Source organism: Paucisalibacillus globulus DSM 18846 (genome assembly GCF_000482485.1).
Classification (GTDB): Bacteria; Bacillota; Bacilli; order Bacillales; family Amphibacillaceae; genus Ornithinibacillus; species Ornithinibacillus globulus.
In genome coordinates, this window is record NZ_AXVK01000021.1 from 191,532 (window position 1) to 206,544 (window position 15,013).

General features: G+C 35.3%; 20 protein-coding genes and 1 pseudogene. 16 read left to right on the plus strand and 5 right to left on the minus strand.

All coding sequences use genetic code 11. The annotated features are described in order from the left end of the window. The first annotated feature begins 1 nt into the window (after position 1). Positions 2-763: an ABC transporter ATP-binding protein gene (locus K332_RS0107195; protein ID WP_026906836.1), complete on the plus strand. Its 762-nt coding sequence runs from the start codon at positions 2-4 to the stop codon at positions 761-763. 186 nt (positions 764-949) lie between these two features. Further along, the gene (thiD, locus tag K332_RS0107200) at positions 950-1,783 is read left to right on the plus strand and encodes a bifunctional hydroxymethylpyrimidine kinase/phosphomethylpyrimidine kinase (RefSeq protein ID WP_026906837.1); all 834 of its coding nucleotides are present in this window, start codon (positions 950-952) and stop codon (positions 1,781-1,783) included. A gap of 216 nt (positions 1,784-1,999) precedes the next feature. On the opposite strand, the gene K332_RS0107205 is transcribed toward thiD, so the two are convergent. Both K332_RS0107205 and K332_RS22110 read right to left on the minus strand, forming a co-directional pair. After that, the gene (locus K332_RS0107205; RefSeq protein ID WP_026906838.1) at positions 2,000-3,208 is read right to left on the minus strand and encodes a spr1629 family repressor/antitoxin; all 1,209 of its coding nucleotides are present in this window, start codon (positions 3,206-3,208) and stop codon (positions 2,000-2,002) included. 24 nt (positions 3,209-3,232) lie between these two features. Beyond that, positions 3,233-3,664 carry a hypothetical protein gene (locus K332_RS22110; RefSeq protein ID WP_051359378.1) on the minus strand — a complete coding sequence of 144 codons (432 nt, stop codon included), beginning with the start codon at positions 3,662-3,664 and terminating at the stop codon, positions 3,233-3,235. Positions 3,665-3,695: 31 nt separating this feature from the next. On the opposite strand from K332_RS22110, the pseudogene K332_RS0107215 reads away from it, so the two are divergent. The 3 genes and pseudogenes from K332_RS0107215 to K332_RS0107225 form a co-directional block, all read left to right on the plus strand. Beyond that, positions 3,696-3,935: pseudogene (locus K332_RS0107215) on the plus strand (spr1630 family ClpXP-sensitive toxin); the annotation flags it as partial. Positions 3,936-4,152: 217 nt separating this feature from the next. Continuing rightward, the gene (locus K332_RS0107220) at positions 4,153-4,332 is read left to right on the plus strand and encodes a hypothetical protein (protein ID WP_026906840.1); all 180 of its coding nucleotides are present in this window, start codon (positions 4,153-4,155) and stop codon (positions 4,330-4,332) included. A 10-nt stretch (positions 4,333-4,342) separates the two neighbouring features. Next, positions 4,343-5,077 carry a pirin family protein gene (locus K332_RS0107225; RefSeq protein WP_026906841.1) on the plus strand — a complete coding sequence of 245 codons (735 nt, stop codon included), beginning with the start codon at positions 4,343-4,345 and terminating at the stop codon, positions 5,075-5,077. Positions 5,078-5,353: 276 nt separating this feature from the next. Here the strand turns inward: K332_RS0107225 and K332_RS23910 are convergent, their stop codons facing one another. Further along, positions 5,354-5,515 (minus strand): hypothetical protein, encoded by a 162-nt coding sequence (locus K332_RS23910; protein ID WP_156914161.1) that lies wholly within the window; start codon positions 5,513-5,515, stop codon positions 5,354-5,356. A gap of 81 nt (positions 5,516-5,596) precedes the next feature. Here K332_RS23910 and K332_RS0107235 point away from each other — a divergent pair, with 81 nt between their 5' ends. The 6 genes from K332_RS0107235 to K332_RS0107265 all read left to right on the plus strand — a co-directional run bounded on the left by K332_RS0107235 (position 5,597) and on the right by K332_RS0107265 (position 8,736). Then, the gene (locus tag K332_RS0107235) at positions 5,597-6,046 is read left to right on the plus strand and encodes a GNAT family N-acetyltransferase (RefSeq protein ID WP_026906842.1); all 450 of its coding nucleotides are present in this window, start codon (positions 5,597-5,599) and stop codon (positions 6,044-6,046) included. Between the two features lie 43 nt (positions 6,047-6,089). Continuing rightward, positions 6,090-6,611 carry a P-loop nucleotide/nucleoside kinase family protein gene (locus K332_RS0107240; protein WP_036688308.1) on the plus strand — a complete coding sequence of 174 codons (522 nt, stop codon included), beginning with the start codon at positions 6,090-6,092 and terminating at the stop codon, positions 6,609-6,611. Beyond that, complete coding sequence (locus K332_RS0107245; RefSeq protein ID WP_026906844.1) at positions 6,608-6,826, plus strand: hypothetical protein; 219 nt, start codon at positions 6,608-6,610, stop codon at positions 6,824-6,826. The genes K332_RS0107240 and K332_RS0107245 overlap by 4 nt, the downstream gene beginning before the upstream one ends. Positions 6,827-7,216: 390 nt before the next feature. After that, the gene (locus tag K332_RS0107255; RefSeq protein WP_036688310.1) at positions 7,217-7,882 is read left to right on the plus strand and encodes an HAD family hydrolase; all 666 of its coding nucleotides are present in this window, start codon (positions 7,217-7,219) and stop codon (positions 7,880-7,882) included. A 154-nt stretch (positions 7,883-8,036) separates the two neighbouring features. Beyond that, complete coding sequence (locus K332_RS24400; protein ID WP_245604640.1) at positions 8,037-8,237, plus strand: hypothetical protein; 201 nt, start codon at positions 8,037-8,039, stop codon at positions 8,235-8,237. A 1-nt stretch (position 8,238) separates the two neighbouring features. Continuing rightward, entirely contained in the window at positions 8,239-8,736 is a 498-nt protein-coding gene (locus tag K332_RS0107265; RefSeq protein ID WP_026906846.1) for a hypothetical protein, read from the plus strand. Between the two features lie 1,558 nt (positions 8,737-10,294). Here the strand turns inward: K332_RS0107265 and K332_RS22120 are convergent. After that, positions 10,295-10,621 (minus strand): hypothetical protein, encoded by a 327-nt coding sequence (locus K332_RS22120; protein ID WP_036688313.1) that lies wholly within the window; start codon positions 10,619-10,621, stop codon positions 10,295-10,297. 305 nt (positions 10,622-10,926) lie between these two features. Here K332_RS22120 and K332_RS0107280 point away from each other — a divergent pair, with 305 nt between their 5' ends. From K332_RS0107280 to K332_RS0107300, 5 genes are all read left to right on the plus strand, one after another. Further along, entirely contained in the window at positions 10,927-11,421 is a 495-nt protein-coding gene (locus tag K332_RS0107280) for a GyrI-like domain-containing protein (RefSeq protein WP_026906847.1), read from the plus strand. Between the two features lie 257 nt (positions 11,422-11,678). Beyond that, a complete protein-coding gene (locus K332_RS0107285) occupies positions 11,679-12,725 on the plus strand; it encodes an NAD-dependent epimerase/dehydratase family protein (RefSeq protein ID WP_026906848.1) in 1,047 nt (348 codons plus the stop codon). A gap of 400 nt (positions 12,726-13,125) precedes the next feature. After that, entirely contained in the window at positions 13,126-13,344 is a 219-nt protein-coding gene (locus tag K332_RS0107290; protein ID WP_026906849.1) for a hypothetical protein, read from the plus strand. 194 nt (positions 13,345-13,538) lie between these two features. After that, positions 13,539-13,832, plus strand: coding sequence for an NUDIX hydrolase (locus K332_RS0107295; RefSeq protein ID WP_026906850.1), 294 nt, complete (start codon positions 13,539-13,541; stop codon positions 13,830-13,832). A 321-nt stretch (positions 13,833-14,153) separates the two neighbouring features. Further along, positions 14,154-14,624 carry a DinB family protein gene (locus K332_RS0107300; RefSeq protein WP_026906851.1) on the plus strand — a complete coding sequence of 157 codons (471 nt, stop codon included), beginning with the start codon at positions 14,154-14,156 and terminating at the stop codon, positions 14,622-14,624. Positions 14,625-14,724: 100 nt separating this feature from the next. On the opposite strand, the gene K332_RS0107305 is transcribed toward K332_RS0107300, so the two are convergent. Next, on the minus strand, positions 14,725-15,013 hold a 289-nt coding region (locus tag K332_RS0107305), incomplete at its 5' end, for an IS3 family transposase (RefSeq protein ID WP_026906852.1).

Sequence of the window (15,013 nt, forward strand, 5' to 3'; positions counted from 1 at the left end):
TATGAATAAAATTATTATCGGTGAACAAATAGTGAAATCCTTTGGGGAGGGGAAGGAAAGGCATAAAGTTCTAGATAGGGTTTCCGTGGAAATTAATGAGGGCGAGTTTGTTGCAGTTATGGGGCCATCAGGTTCGGGGAAAACGACATTGATGTTTGCGCTAAGTGGAATGGATCGTATTGATAGTGGAAAGGTTGCTTTTGATGGGGTGAAATTATCTGACCTTGGTGAGAAGGAACTTTCCGATATAAGACGTACAAAAATGGGATTTGTATTTCAACAACCAACCATGCTGAAAAATCTTAACCTCCTTGATAATATTATTCTGCCAACTGTGAGAGATAATCGAAAAAACACGACTGCTATTTCGGAAAAGGCAAGAAAGCTTATGAAAAGAGTAGGGATTGGTGATTTTGAAAAGCGTGATATCACACAGGTTTCTGGGGGTCAACTACAACGTGCAGGTATATGCAGAGCACTAATGAACGAGCCCAAAATCCTTTTTGGAGACGAACCAACAGGTGCGCTCAACTCAAAATCAGCCGATGAGATAATGAACATTTTATCTGAAATCAATGAAGATGATGGCACAGCAATAATGCTGGTAACCCACGATGCAAAAGTTGCTGCAAGGGCAGAACGCATTCTGTTTATGAAAGATGGCATAATAGTGAACGAAACAAAAACTTCGAAATTCGCAAGAAAGAATCTAGAAAATAGAGTAGAAAAAATAAACCTGAAAATGAGGGAACTAGGAATTTGATAGGGTGCCTGTCACTTCCCGAAAAAACTCGGATTTTGTCGAATGCTTAGAGGGTTATATCATCACAGTTGTTATAAAAAAGTCCTGTTTAGCTAATAAATCGGAAAAAGATTTTCCTTCGACAAAATATGACAAAAACCGGGAAGTGACAGGCACTAATTAACACTAAGAAGGGGAGTCCAAATTATGAGTTATCCATCAAGAGTATTAACTATTGCAGGATCTGCGTCAGGTGGAAGTGCAGGGATTCAAGCGGATTTGAAAACTTTTCAAGAACTAGATGTGTATGGGATGAGTGTTGTTACGGCTATTGTTGGTCGACATCCGAAAACGGATAAAAATGTGCATCCAATGACATTAGAAGCGATTGAGGCTCAATTTGATACAGCAATGAAGCAGGTTGGGGCGGATGCATTGAAAACAGGAATGTTATTTTCCACCGAAGTTATTGAAACAGTTGCCAATCTTATCCGGGAATCATCTATTAAGCAAATTGTCGTTGATCCGGTTATGGTCGGTAAGCTGGATTCGAAACTATTAGCTGAGGATGCCATCGTCGCATTAAAGGAAAAGCTTATTCCGTTAGCGACGATAATTACACCAAATATTCCAGAGGCATCCTTTTTATTAGATGACCGTTCCATTACAAATGTGGAGGAATTAAAACAAGCGGCAATTGATTTGTATGAGTTAGGAGCAAAACATGTCCTTGTCAAAGGTGGCAGATTAAGTGGTCCTGCCGTGGATGTATTATATGATGGAAAAACAATAACGACATTTGAAGCACCACGAATTGATACAGTAAATACAAGTGGAGCAGGATGTACGTATTCAGCAGCTATTTGTGCATACTTAGCAAAAGGAAAAGTGGTGAAAGAAGCAGTGCATCTAGCAAAAAGTTTCGTCACCACTGCGATTGAGCATGGATTTTCTTATAATGATATGGTTGGACCTACTTATCATGCGGCAGAGCGGAAATTTGGTGAGGCACATATGATAAAGGTAGAGCATGTGAGATAGTGGTGAGGGTTTGATAGTGAAGAATCCGTTTTGAATTTACGTTAGAATGGTTCTTTATATGTGAAAATAGATTTTTTGATAAGTTGAAAAGCGACTGATAGAAAAGAAAATCCCTTGTTTCATAGTTATGGATGTATAAAAACCTTTCCACCAACATAAGAAAAACTAGCACATAAGCTAGTTTTTCTTAATAATCCAAGTATTAGGTTGCAAAGATTAAAGGCTTTTATCACGTATATCAGAAGAGGATATGCTTACATTTAGAAGCTCGAAGTCTCGTTCTTTAATCATGTAATTTAAAAAGAAGTTTTCATCAAGACCAGTAATTTTATGGAAGAAGTCAATTTCTACCATCCAATCGAATTCAATCATTTGACGCACATCAATTATCCTATTTTGGAAAACTAAATCAATAATTGATTTGACTTTTTGAGGTTTTTGAATAGGAATTGTTTCATCGAGAGGTTCTATCGTTAGAAAGCCTTTCCGATGAAGTGCTGCGTAAAAATTACGGTGCTTTTTAGCATCCAATATCCCTAGATTAGCTGCTCGATATCCCAAAACTTGTATTGAAGTCTTCCATTTCTTTTTTAAATCGATATATGCTTCTGGATTTGTTACATGAATAACAGTTTCCATGTCAGTATTAAATGGATCAGCAGGTAATAGAAATGAACTTGCAAACTGATTAGCTTCATTCTCGATTGCTTTATGTTCTTTCTTATCTAGTCTAGTAAATTCAACTCTATAGTGTAACAATAAGTGACCAAGTTCATGGGCTAAATCAAAGTTCCTTCGAGCAGCAGAACGTTTTAAATTACCTAAAATGATAAAAGGTCGATCTTGTTTTGTCCACAAACTATAAGCGTCTATCTCCTCGCCAATTGCCTTTTCAAATATAAATACACCACTTTTTTCAACTAGAAACATTAGGTCATCATTCGAATCATCGCTTAATCCTAATTCATATCTTGCCAACTGGGCTACTTTTGCTATTCGTGTCTCTCTATCATCATTTGTAGAATTCAGGTAATCAATAACATTATCTCTTAGTTGAATAATTTTTTGTGATGGATATGCTATATTAGCTGTAATATAGTTAACAAAGCTATCTAAAAACTCAACATGTTTAGCCTCAGATTGGGTTTTTGAAATCACATTCATAACTTTTGAACGGTATGCAATATTCATAACAGGTATATTCTCTCGTTCTAAGTATCGGCTAAGTGCATCGTTTTTATAAAAGTACTTACTTTTAACTTTAAAAATAGATTTTAAATCATTTACAGTTTTCAACTTTGGTGAAGTAAAATTATTCTCATATTGCCAAACTGCTTGTTCTGTTACACCCAACGTATCAGAGAGTTGTTTTCGTGAAAAACCATGCATGATACGGAGATTGGTCAAATTTTCACCAATAAACATAACTCTCCTCCTTATCTAATTTAACTAAATGCTTTCTTCTTCTTTGAAGATTCCTATATCAAATTCTGCAGGGTCAATTATATCACTTTCTTGGTCTGGAGCAATAACTTCACGTTCCTCATCAGTTAACTCTGCTCCAGAAACATATTCTGAAAGGTTTGCAACTTCATAGGCTATATTATTTTCTGGATTAGGTAAATAATGCATAATACCTAAAATTTGATAAGCTTCATCAATTTTGTAAGTGAGAATGTGAAATTCCTGATATGTAGATTGAAAATGATTTAATACATCTCTTACTTTTTCCTCTGCTACAAATAGAGTAAGTTGTTCGGTATTTTTATTGGTATTTAAAGGTGTATCGAGATTAATAATAGAAGTAAAATCAAGGTTTTTATTTATTTTAGAAAGTTCATGAAGGTATGTTCTACGGGTTCCTTTACTTTTATTAGGCAATAGAGCTTGAGAAATTATAGGGGGGATATACTTGGAACAGTATAAATTTAATTCAAATGATAGTAGAATAATTGTTAATGCTATCGTGGAAGGCTACCGTGACTATATTGAACATCGTAAAGACCGGCATAATAAAATGAAGATAAGCTCAGCCTTTGCATGGACTAAAGGAAATTTTATAGAAAGCAAAATCGCTGACATAAACGGGGATTTAAATTTATCTTATAAAAAAGCAAAAGCAGGTTTGACATGGGATTACTTACAATTTATACTACTAATTTAACTCTATTTTAATTCAGAATTATATAAAAGTATATGATTTTATTGAGGTTTTTTAAAGTGAGTGTTAAAATTCAGTGATTTCTTTATAGTGAAGGAAATCTAGAGTTAAAGCTACATTCTGTTTTCCCCTACTTACCTTGAAAGAATCCAAACCTTTGACCCTAAAATACATTCACGAGATAATAGGAACGAACGAGGTGAAAGTCATGAAATGTGGTGCAAAACGATATTTTGTTGAAGCTTTAATTAATGATGAAAAGCAAATTGGAACCATAATTGCACGAACACCTGCAGAAGCTAGGAAAAAGTTCCACTTAGCAAATGCAACCAAAGCTGAAATCATCTCTGTTAAAGAGGCAAATAATAACCGAATGATATATAGTTAGGAGGCTTCTAATGTTACGGAAACTTTCTAATGACAAACACAAACAACCTTTCAGAGGACCTTTTTCCATAATCCGCGTTCAAACTGGGGATATCTTAGGCGATGATAGGGAAGATCCTGCGTTTGGACCACTAAGTATTATTGACCACGCTGTGATGAAAAAAGGACTAACCATCAAGATGCATGAGCATGTCAATGATGAGATATTGAGCTATGTTCTTCATGGAAAAATGTATCATCGTGACTCGGCAGGTTTGGAAATGCCAATAACTCCCGGAAATCTTATGATGATGAATGCCGGATCTAGCTTTTGGCATGAAGAAAAAGTAAAAGAAGATCATGTAGAGATGCTACAAATCTTTGTCCGACCAAGGGAGACAGACTTGGAACCGAATATCCAATTTCATGAGAAACCAGTACAAAATGCCGATTGGTATTTGATGGTCGGTCCAGAGGATAGTGATGCGCCACTTCATGTTAGGCAAAGTGTGTATATTTATGATGCCAATCCTAAACAGGGTGAACAGTTAGTGATACCTAATTCTCAAGAACTTCAACCCTTCTTATATGTTATGAATGGCGAGATTCAGGTTGGTGAATGGAGTATAAATAAATATGAAGCAGTAACGGATTTAGAAAGCCCACTCCCGCCTATATATGCAAAGGAAGAATCGACTTTGGTATTATTCTTTGTTGATAGGAATGCCCCAATGTCCTTGATGGGGACAATTAGTGGGAAACGATAATATTATGTATGAAAACTACACTTCTAGATGTGTAGTTTTTTTATGTTGTAGTGTAGAATATAATTAACAGATATATCGGAATTATACCAATTGTATCCACGCACTTTGGGCTAGGTTTGGAGCGGATTAAGAAGACAACAAATTGTAGTTATCTTCTTATCATACGTTTCTTGGTAGTTAGAATAGTATAAAAAACTTTCCGCCGACATAAGAAAAACTAACACATTCGCTTGGGACTGAGCGAATGCGAGTTTTTCTAAACCAATGAAATTATGGCTATAAATTTTCTGTGTTAATCCGAGGATAATTCTGTTCAATAGCTGACTCACGTGCATTTCTATTATGTCGCTCATCATTAGAAATTTCATCACTTTTACTAGTATTCGTTTGACCCTTAGAAGCTTCAAAACGATTTAGTTCTTCTTTGTTTTTACCCATCTTGCAACACCTCCTAGTAATACTATACCCAACATATAAATTGATATTGAACAAGCAATGATTGAATGCCATGGAGGTAATATGGAAAATTACAAGCTAAGGCAAATTGGAAATTTATCTAAAACAAAAATAGATACATTAGTCATTGAAAGTCAAAATGAGGGTTTTCATTTTCTAAACAGGCTAGTTAAGGATTATGAAAATGGTACGAACAAATTTGATAAACCTGGGGAAGCTTTGTACAGTATTTTTGATGTGAACGATAAACTTATCGCTATAGGTGGGATTAATGTAGATCCTTATAGTAAGGAAAATGGTATTGGCAGATTAAGAAGGTTTTACGTAGGGAAGGCATATCGGAAAAAAGGTTTAGGTAGAATCTTGGTTCAGAGGATTATAAATCATACAGCTACTTTTAGGGTCATTGTTTTGAATACGGATACAGAACAAGGGGATTTGTTTTATAAATCACTTGGTTTTGAAAAAGAACCGCTATATTCTAATTCAACCCATTATTTAAAGCTAAGATAACTAAATTACGGTAGTTAATTCAATAGAATGGAGTGTGCAAAGGATGTTACAAGAAGAGGTTATCAATCATTTGATTAGTGAAAAAGGCGATATTCCATTCGTAGTATTAATGTGTGGTATAGCAGGTTCCGGCAAAACTACCTTTTCGAAAAAATTAGAAGAGGAAGGCTTCATACGACTTTCTATTGATGAGGAAGTTTGGTCAACTTATGGACGATATGGCGTAGATTACCCTAGGGAGAAATACAGAGAGTATTTAGATGAATCACATGCAAGAATTTGTGACAAGTTGCTTAAGTTTATTCAAGAAAATAAAAAGATAGTCTTAGATTCTAGCTTTTGGAGTCGGTCAGAAAGAGAGAAGTATAAGCAGTTAATCGAAGAGAATGGTGGTAAATGGAAACTGATTTATTTAAAAGTAGATGATAATGAATTGCGTAGGAGACTGGAAATCAGAAGTAAACGGTTTGATGCGAATGCAGCATTTCCAATTACAAAGGAGATGTTAACAACGTTTTTAAAGGGGTTTGAGGAGCCTATAGGTGAGGGAGAAATTGTGATTTGAAAATTAACAGAATTGGGGAGTTGAGTATGGAAGATAGGGAGAAGCGTAAATCAACACATAACTTAGACAAAAATATCGTCCGAGACAATCGTGATAGTGAAAATAATATGTGGTCGCAAGAACGAAATATGGCTACAGGATTTACTTTTAAAGGGTTATTCATGCTAATAGCAATAGTAGTTATTGTTGCCTTCATTAAGGAGTTATTTTTTTAAAACTTCAACCTATAGGAAATGAGGTGAAACAAAATTAATGGAATTGGCAAGCTCATAGGTGGATTAAGTGGAGTTGCTAGCATACTATTGTGGATTATATTTTCCTTTTTCAATCCGTATGATTCCCAAGTTGATTTCGATCCAATTAAACATACATTTTTCATGTTATTTCTTCCTGCTAGTTTTGCCCTCATAGCATCCTTTACTTCTAAGCGGTGGCTCATGTTGTTAGCTTTTATTTGGTCCTTCCCGTTAAGTCTTTATTTCATTCTAACGCCTGGAATCTTTCTGTTATTCGGAGTTAATTGTAGTATCTATTTGATAAGTTTTATTTTAATGACACTACAGAAACGGGAAAAATAAATTTGTCTTAGAATAGGAGATTTTGTTATGAATCAAAGGAACGTACAAACAATCTTTTTTGATGCCGGTGGTGTGCTTTTTGATACTCCTATAAAGGGAGAAGAAAGAATTAGAAACCTATTGACGGGAAGAGGATACGATGTAGCAACGATCAATGAGGCTATTTCAAAGGCAAAACAAATCAAGACAACCCTGATTACGAAATGGGATGAAGAAGAACAGTATTATAAGAAGTTTTATGGTACGATTGCAAAAGAAGTAGGAGATATCGGATTAACTAATGAATTGCTTTACTTAACTCATTATGCAGTTCATTGTGAGCTTTTTCCAGAAGTGATAGATGTACTTGAGGAGCTAAGTGGAAAATATAAATTAGCGATTATTTCAAACGCAATGCCAAGTATGGATTGGGTATTTGATAGATTAGGGATTCGGAAATACTTCGATACGATTATTCTTTCGGCCTTTGTAAAAGAAGGGAAGCCTAACAAAGCTATATATGAGATAGCCCTTAATCAAGCACAAGCCCAAAGAGAACAGAGTATCTTCATTGATGACAAATTGGAAAATATCGATGGAGCGGAAAAGGTGGGGATAAGGGGACTACATTTAGATAGAAGTAAGATAAATTTGTTGGAGTTGTTGCAGGAAGAGAAGTTGCTAGTGGATGCGGATAAAGGAGAAATAGAATGAAAGGTCTAATTATAAAGTCACCATGGATTGAATCAATCCTAGATGGGAAAAGACTTGGGAAATTCGAGGGTCAAATACTAGAATTAGAGGGACGGTTGCACTTATAAAGAGTGGTTCGGGGAAGGTTTTAGGAGAAGTAGACCTTATAGATAGTATGGAATTAACATTGGAAGAGTATCGTGAAAGCAACAAATTTCATGATGTGGAGAGTGAAAATGCACTGGAACTCCCATATAAGAAAACCTATGCTTGGGTACTGGCGAATCCGAGAATGTATCAGGAGCCAATACCTTATAACCATCCGATGGGTGCGGTGATTTGGGTGAATTTACCCGAGTTTGTAAACGGGGGTTAGGATGAAGAAAAAAATTATTAAGTTTATTATAGGTGCATTACTTATTTTACTTGCGATATTCATTTACAGAGAACTTTTTATCTATAAAACTATGGATGAAGCCCTTTCTGACCAGATTAATAGTGAGACCAAGATTGAAGCAATAAATATTACTGAATACCTCGAAAATGGATTAGAAAGAAGGACGAAAACGAGAATAGAAGATGATGAGATACTATCTACTATTCAAAATGGCTTTACGAATATGGAATTAAAGAAGATTCGTTCTACGGATATAGATATCCTAGATATGGATTATTCGATAGAGGTTATTGCATCCAACCTAGTTGCCGAAAAACATTATTCTACTCAATCCGTAAATATAGCTTTTAATCAACATGATCTCATCATAATTGATGGAGATATTAAGTCTTTTGAAATTGTTAGCGAATCCAATCATATGGAGGTAATGGATAACCTGTTGAATAATCTAGAGTTGGAGTGGGTTGAGTTTGAATAGTAAATTTTCATTTGACTAACTAATTTCTATGTTCTAGAATATACAAAACATAACTTTCAGAATAATGGCTATGAAGAGAAGAGTAGTTTTGAATGATTATATTCAGAGAGCTCCGCTTGGTGGGAAGGAGTAATAATGTTCAATACGAAATAAGACTCGGAGCTTCGCATAGATCTAATTGTACTTAGTGATACTGCGACGGGTTCTCTCCGTTATAGGGAGAGGGTATAATCAATTTCTTATTTAATTGCCGTACCCGAAGAGCTTGGTATGGTGACATCTCCATAAACTGAGGTGGTACCACGGAGATTTAACTCTCGTACTCAAGATGATTAATCTTGGTGGTGAGGTTTGTTATACTAAACCTTAAGGACTATGGTGAAGAAGCGCGAATTGGTTTTCGCGTTTCTTAAGTGTTTTTCTTTATTATGAGGAGCATACTGCTACATTTTAGTAAGTAGTTCCGTTTTCGTGAGAAACAGTGTAAATAGAATATGAATAAGTATACCTTTTAGCACCGTAAATTACAGGGTTGCTTTCATTGATTTATCAACGCTTTATAGAATGACATATCAAATAGCACCTCAAATAACATCTTGACAATGAATGTTGTTAACATGCAGAATAGGGTGCTATTTTACTTGTCATTTGAGATACAATCTTAATCTGTATCAATAAAACTAAAGGATTAAGTAACATTATGTGTTAAAATATATTTAAATATTATGAAAGATTTGTTCTTCAACGAACGAAGCAGAAGAGTTGAAGATGGAACAGTTTGAAGGGGGGATAAAGGTGACTATTGAACAGGAAGTATCGGATGAAGTATATAAAGTGATGGAGTTACATAGAAATTTATCAGAGGGACAATTTGAGGAAATGAATAGTTTATAATCTGATGATTTTCAAGGATGGCTTTATATGCCTTGGGTTGGAGAACTGGACCAATATAATGCAGAATCTATAAAAAAGATAATAGATTAGCTTCAGAGTAATATAAAGGGAAATAAATTCAATTTGATTATACTGGGCTTAAAAAAGTTCCACAGTCTGAAATTCAAGTGACTGTATCTTACGAGGTAGTTCACCAAAATAAAGAACAGATGGTTAAGGTAAGAGCTTTAGCACTCGAGGTATAGCGAAAAGAAACTGAAGGTAAGAAAATTGTTCGTTGGTATGAAGAAAAAGGGTTGCAAACATAGTTTTCGAATTACTTAAAAGCACAATTCTCTTGGACTAAACTAACAAAATAGAGGCACACTCTTATTGCATTAAAGGTCAACCAGTAAATTCTGGCTAACCTTATATTACGATCGGGTGCAATAGTTAAATAAAAGATCCATCTGTAGTGATGATATTTACTTTCATATTCGGTACTACGAATTCAATCATGGAACTTTACCGTAAATGAATTAATGGTGTAGCAGGGTGTGGGCACTAAATACTTGGATAAACACCTCTACTGATTCCGGTGGCTTTAATTATTTCTAGCTGCCAAAATTCGCATAAGAAAGACCTCAACTTGTGAGGTTTGTTAAACTTTTTAAGAAATGGTGCTTTATTTTGATGAAGATACAATTTTATATTTATCTTTAATCATTTCGTAAGGAACAAGTATTAAAGGGTTTTTCGATGGTGTAAACAATTCGATGTTTTCTTGTTCTGGATAGGGGGCGAACCATTTTAACCCGAACTTTTTAACAACCTCCCCTTTAATTCCCTTTTTGATGGTTCCTTCCTTCTCTTTATATCTCACTATTCCATTTTGTTTTCTGAACTCAAGAGGATATCTAAAGCTATTGGCTAAAAACCAACCACGTATCATTTTCTCATTAAAATAAACGACATCCTCAGTTATCTCAATTTCAATTGCTAAGTTCTTCAATACAATACCCCCTCACATGTTATGCATTAAAAGGATTTTAAATGGAATCCTACTTTAATAAGTATTTTCTGTTTTTATATTCTAAATATATTAATTTTCTATATGTGACATTTTAGCCCCTTGAAAGGTGTTGAATAAAATGATTTTTGAAATAATTCTGGTGAATTGAATGGAAGTTAATGTTAAAATTAAATATGGTATTAGACGAAAAGGCAGGTTATTTGAACGGCAATCTGGCTAGATTGAGGACAAACTCAATAAAACAAAAACAACTTTCCAGACATTGGAAAAGGGGAGGAAATAATTTGAGCTACAAAATTATCACGTTACCAAGCTATCGGGCAGTAGGATTGAAATGGGAGGGGACTTTCTCTGAGATTGTTCCAAATTTAAAAAACGTAATTCAACAAGCGAAAGACCGTGCTGATGAATTAGAGAATAAGGTGAATCCCAATGTTCAATTGGGTTTATCCTATCATGTCATAGAGAATGGATTCGCACATTACGCGGTCTATGAAGTAAGTGAGGAGCAGGAAATCCCTGAAGGAATGATTGAAATTACCGTACCAGAATGGACTTATGTGATGACTACACATAATAAAGGAGAAGATATACAAAAGACCTATACGGATTTACATCAATGGTTATTTGCTAGTGATTATACCGCCTTTAGGGAAGCTGGTGTAGAATACTACGATCCGTATATGCCGATTAAACACGAATATTATCCAGCTAATCAAGATCCGAATGATCCGCATTTAGACATTTACATACCGATTGTTAAAAAAATGTTAACGTAATTGGCACATTTTTCAGGTGATGACGTTCTAACCAGGTTTTTACCTGACCTTAAAATCGAACGAGTGAGTGAGAAAAAGGTGATCATGGGTCACTTTTTCTTATAGTGAAATTCTAATAATATTTGGAATACTATGCTAGTATTGAGATAGAAGTTATTATGCTAACAGGGTAGTTTACTTGAACAATCGTCATTAGCTTTTTTTTAACAATCGGGCCTGAATGTTATTGTGGGCAATTAAAGGAACGGGTGAAAAGTATGAAGGTTCTTATATTGGGAGGTACTCGTTTTTTAGGAAAAGCTTTGGTAGAAGAAGGATTGAAAAGAGGTCATGAAATCACATTATTCAATCGTGGGACCAATAAAGAGGCGTTTTCCGGTGTGGAACAGCTCATCGGCGATAGGGACGGGGATGTATCACAGCTCGAAAACAGGAAATGGGATGTTGTAATGGACACATGTGGCTTCGCTCCTCACCAAATAAACAAAATTGCAGCTGTTATCGGGACTAGCATCGAACATTATACATACATTTCAAGCATCTCCGTTTATAAAGATTGGATTCCGTTCAATATCACGGAAGACTATCATTTACAGTCAATGCCACCAGATCAATTGAAAGACGTATTGAAAAACGTTAAGGAAGGGAGAATTTCTCCTTATGAACATTACGGTGCTTTGAAAGTGCTATGTGAAGCAGAAGCAGAGAAATATTGGCCGGGGCGCGTGTTGCATATCAGGGCAGGTCAGCTTGTTGGGCAGTTTGACTATACGGATCGGCTCCCGTACTGGGTTCAACGTGTGGCAGAAGGCGGAAACATAATGGTGCCTGGAAGTCCGAACCGTCCAATTCAACTAATCGACGTGAAAGATATAGCAACATGGGTGTTTGATATGGTGAAAAGAAGAAAAGCTGGAACGTTCAATGTTACAGGTCCCGATTATGAATTGACGATGGAAGAGCTTTTAAACACGTGTAAAGTGGTTACAAACAGCAATGCTGAATTTGTCTGGGTAGATGAACAACTTGTGTTGGAACATCAAATACAGCCGTGGACGGAAATGCCGTTATGGATTCCTGAACATTTTCCGTTAGAAGGAGAAACTGAACCGTGGAAAATGTTCATAAGCGTAAAAAAAGCTTTAGACGCAGGGCTTTCTTTTCGTCGTCTTGAAGAAACAATACATGATGTGTATCAATGGGAAAAATCGAGAAAAGATTCAAAAAGAAAAACAGGTATATCGCGTAAAAAAGAGCAAGAGGTACTAGATGCCTGGTTCCATTTGAAGGAGATTCACAAGTAGCTTGGCTGCTTTAGTCCAAAGATGCTTCGAGTTAATGAAGAAATATATGAGCAAATCCAAAATTGAGTGTAATAGAATTAGGAAATGGTACATCTAAACTTCCTCTATAGAAACATATTAATGGCGTAATCCATCATGATGCTCACCATTCTGGGCAATTCATAGTAATTAGAAAAAATAAGGTGCATGGCCAGTTTATGAAGATAATAACTGATAGTTCCGGTACTTAAGATTCTATTGTTCAATTGACGGGCGCTATTCTTTAGTAAGAAGGCGTCTTTTTTGTATGCTCCTACACAAAAGATGATGAAGATTTTCACTTAAAGTATATGGTGCGATTGTTTAAGTAGAGAAGTAATTCTTTACGATTGGTAGGTTTTAGTGAAAAGGTGGTAATTTTATGGCACGTTGTACTATTTGTGGTTACAAATGGAAAGCCAAAGAAATTTGGTCACTTGGATTTTCTAAAAAAGGGAAAGACTGTCCGAACTGTGGACTTAAACAATACATTTCAGTAAAGACACAACGGATATTTACATTAGGGTATCTTAGTCTAATATTCGTTCCATTCCTTTTTCTATTTATCAAATTAAGCGATAAAGATGAACCATTGTGGTAATTATTGTTCAACAAACGGGTGCAAGAGTTGAACAAGGCGGTTTTAAATCAGATGGTCTTTTTATTTGCTTTAATATAATTGGAATATTATGTTATTGTTGAGTTGTTGAAGTAACGGGGCAGTTTAGTTCAAGAAGGATTCAGTATATATAATAAAGAATATGTTATTAAGATTAATACAAGGGGTTGGGATTTTTGGAACTTAGACAAATGGCAGTCGCTTTTCTTTTCAATGAGGAACAAGAAGTTTTATTTCTTCAAAAAAAGCAAAAAGATACTTTCCTCGCAGGGTTTTTAGTTCCACATATAGAAGGCGATGAAATAAATGAACCTCAAAAAGCATGTTACAGAGAGATTGAAGAAGAAACGGGTTTAAATAGTGATTGTATTAAAAATCTTGGACTTAGATACGTTGTACTTAGGATTAAGGATAATCATGAAATTCGAATACAAAATGTTTTCATTGGAATTGTGTTAAAAAAATTCTAAGTTAATTGAGAGTGATGAAGGGTCACTATCTTGGATTGGTTACAAAGGTATTTTAAACCATAATGTTTCTGCTACTACCAAAGAAATGGTTAGTCATTACGACCAGGTAGGCAAATTCAATGACAAAGTATTTGTAGGTTCAATGAAATCTTTTAAAGGAAACCCTGAAATTACTTGGGGGCTTTTGGAGGATTGGGAGTTACCGATTTCCAACTAACGGGACAGGATAGTTGAAGAAGAACCCCAGTGTAAAGTAGGTAATATTAATCCTTAACTTAAAATAAGAGAGATTAAAAATAGGATTAAAAGGAGGAACACAAGATGCAGGCGTTAATTGAGGAGTACAGTCGAGGATTTACGATGTTAAGGGAATCCATAAGTAAGTTATCCGAGGAAGAGATTAGGTATAATCCAGGAAAAGATAAATGGAGTATACATCAAATAATTATTCATATAACAGATTCTGAGTTGGCGGCTACACATAGAATGAAAAAAGTTTTGTCAGAGTCTGAACCACTCTTGCCAGCACCTGACCAAGATGCTTGGGCAAGCTCTTTGGTTTATGAACAATTAGATCGAGAACAATACCTTCAACTTTTTAAAATGCTACGTTCCAGTATGCTTCCTATTCTCCATAATTTAACAACTGAACAACTTGAGAGAGTTGCAGTGTATTCAGATGGTGCGAGATTGACATTCAAAGATTTGTTGGATTACCGAGTCGAGCATATACGTGGACATCTCGACCAAATTGAAAGAAATAAAAAGGTTTACAGGGAAAAGAATAAATAAAATAGGTTGCTTCTTCCACTTAAGGGTGCGTTAGATAAAGAAGGTGATCTAAGATGAACTGCCCCCTGTCAAGTAGACAGTGGAAATAATAAAAAAGGACTTAAGCGGCTTTAGCTCTGTATTCATTAGGGCTAAGGCCGTTTAATCGTTCTTGATATCTTTCATTGTTGTAGAAGTAGATGTACTCATCTATTGCTTTTTTAAGTTCCTCAAAAGTCTCATACCTATGTAAATAATACTTCTCACATTTCAGCGTCCCCCAAAACGATTCCATTGGACCGTTATCAATGCATTTACCTACACGAGACATACTGTGTGTCATTTTTGCTTCATCAATCCTCCGTTTAAATCCATGTGAGGTGTATTGGAATCCGCGATCACTATGAATT